This is a genomic window from Arhodomonas sp. KWT, from assembly GCF_010993615.1.
On record NZ_WNXE01000307.1, the window covers coordinates 1 to 2,343 of the forward strand.

Sequence of the window (2,343 nt, forward strand, 5' to 3'; positions counted from 1 at the left end):
GGGCACACCCTCTCCACAACTCCTCTCCCGTGGAGGGAGAGGGGCCCGGAGTGCGGGCGGGCACGGCGGCAGGCCGCGTGCGACGTCTCCCCGTACGGCCCCGGGACCCTGCAATCAGGACGTCGCCGCAAGCTCGGCCTTGGCCTGCTCGAACAGGGCGCGGACCTGGTCGTACCGGGCCGCCGCGTGCTCGGAGAGATCGCCGCTCGCGGCGAGGACATGGTCCAGATGTCCGATATGAGCATCGATGGTCTCAGCGCTCTCGCCGCGGAGGAGATCGGGGATCGCCTCCAGGGCCGCGTTGCGGTCCAGGCGGAGGATGAAGAACTGGTCCCGTACCAGGCGCTTGTAGGACGCGAGGTCGGTGGCCGGCTCCAGCTCCGCGCGGGACGCCCGCAGGCGCTTGAAGTTGCGCTCGTCGGTGCCCGGGGCCCCGCCAAGGATGTAGATCACCGAACGCATCAGCGCCTCGTGGGCACCACCCTCGGCAATGTGGTGACGCAGCTCGGCCTTGCGCCGCTCGATGAAACGCCGGTGCTCCGGCTCCGCCCCCGGACGGCGGCGATGCACGTGCGCGTCACCGTGCAGCCCGACCAGCGCCTGGAGCAGCGGCTGGCCATACAGGTCGATGAACAACCACTCCATGGCGCGGTCGCGTAGGTCGCGGAAGGTATTGAGGCCGAAGACGATCTCGTTGGAGACCAGCCCCTCGATCACACGGAAGGGGTTATCCTCCGAGACCGGGTGGCGATCCTCGCGCACGCCCTCGGCGAGCGCCGGCAGCCCGTACATGAACGGGTTGCGGTCACAGAAGACCTTGTAGCGCAGACGGCTGGGATGCAGCCGCCGGATCCACGTCGCCAGATCCGGGGTGACCGTCGCCCGCACCCAGGGCTGGAGGAACAGCCGGTAGAGCCCGAGGTTGATCTCCGAGACCCGCGCTACGGTGGCGAAGCGGGTATCGTCCTCGGGCCGGTGCTGGATCTCCTCGTCCAGCTCCTCCACCGAGCGCTGCTGGAACTCCAGCAGGTAATCGCGCTCCGGCGAGGCGCCGGCAGTCATCTCGTCAGCGGGGGTGACGGTGGTCTCGTAGAGCCCGGGCGGCAGGACGTCGATGTAGTCCATGTTCGCCGTGAACTCGGTGTGCTCCTTGCGCGAGACGCTGCCCGAGACGAAGATCCCCAGGTGTCCGGTGGTGTCGTGCACGCAGTACACGATCGTCTGGACGTTGGCGATGATGTCGTCCACGCCCTCGTAGAGATCGCGAATCCAGCCCAGCGCCTGGGGCGGGGGCGTGATGTTGTCGCCACGGGAGCAGAACACCACCACCGGCGAGCGGACGTTGCGCAGATCCACCCGCCGCCCGTCACGGGTAACGAGCTGGGCGGTGGACAGCCGGTTACCGACGAACAGGTTGTCCACGATGTACTGGATCTCCTGGGCGCCGAGAAAGACGTGCCCGCCCCACCAGCGCTCGAACTCCAGGTACCGGTCCGCCTCCGTGTCGATATTGGCGTAGAGGTTGTACTGCTTGGCCCAGTAGGTATTCGCCGGGTTGAGGCGTTCGAAGTTCTGCACCAGCCAGGCGCCATCGAACAGCCCGTTGCCGAGATCGCTCAACAGTGCGGTGGTCCAGCTGCCTCCGGTCATGCCGCCGGTGTAGCGCATCGGCGCCCCGCCCCGCTCGCCGGCCCAGTAGGATAACGGCGCACCGGCGATAAGGATCGGGCCGAACAGGTCCGGCTCGAGCGCCGCCGCCATCATGATCTGCCAGCCGGCCTGGCAGTTGCCCACCACCATGGGCCGCTCGGAGACGTTCGCGTGGCGCTCGCCGACATGGCGCAGAAAGGCGATCTCCGCCTCGACCACGTCCTCGACGCTCTGGCCCGGCTCCGGATACGGAAGGAAGCCGATGAAATAGCAGGGGTGGCCGGCCCGCAGCGCCACACCGACCTCGCTGTCCGGCTTGAAGCCGCCGATGCCCGGACCGTGCCCCGCCCGCGGGTCGACCACGACGAACGCTCGCTTGGCCGGGTCCTCCTCGACGCCCTCCGGCGGCTCGATGCGCAGCAGCTCGTAGTTGACCGGCCGCGGCAGATCCCGGCCGTTGACCAGCACCTCCGCCTCGAAGCCGAGCACGTTGGGCTTGGTCTTCTCCATGTGCTCGAGGTACTGATTGCCGCGCTGGCGCATGACATCCATGTACAGCACGCTGCGCTCCAGCGCGTCGCGCCAGTACTCATTGGCGGCGCGGACGACGCCGAACGGATCGAACATCGGCAACGGGTCAACCGGCAGGGGCGGCATCATCATGGCGCTATTCACTTCCATCAGAGGATTGGC

At 68.0% G+C, this 2,343-nt stretch carries 1 protein-coding gene; it reads right to left on the reverse strand.

The window, feature by feature from the left end:
- Nucleotides 1-114: 114 nt before the first annotated feature.
- A partial coding sequence (locus tag G7A99_RS18220; protein WP_240466339.1) for a DUF3141 domain-containing protein occupies nucleotides 115-2,343 on the reverse strand: 2,229 nt, incomplete at its 5' end.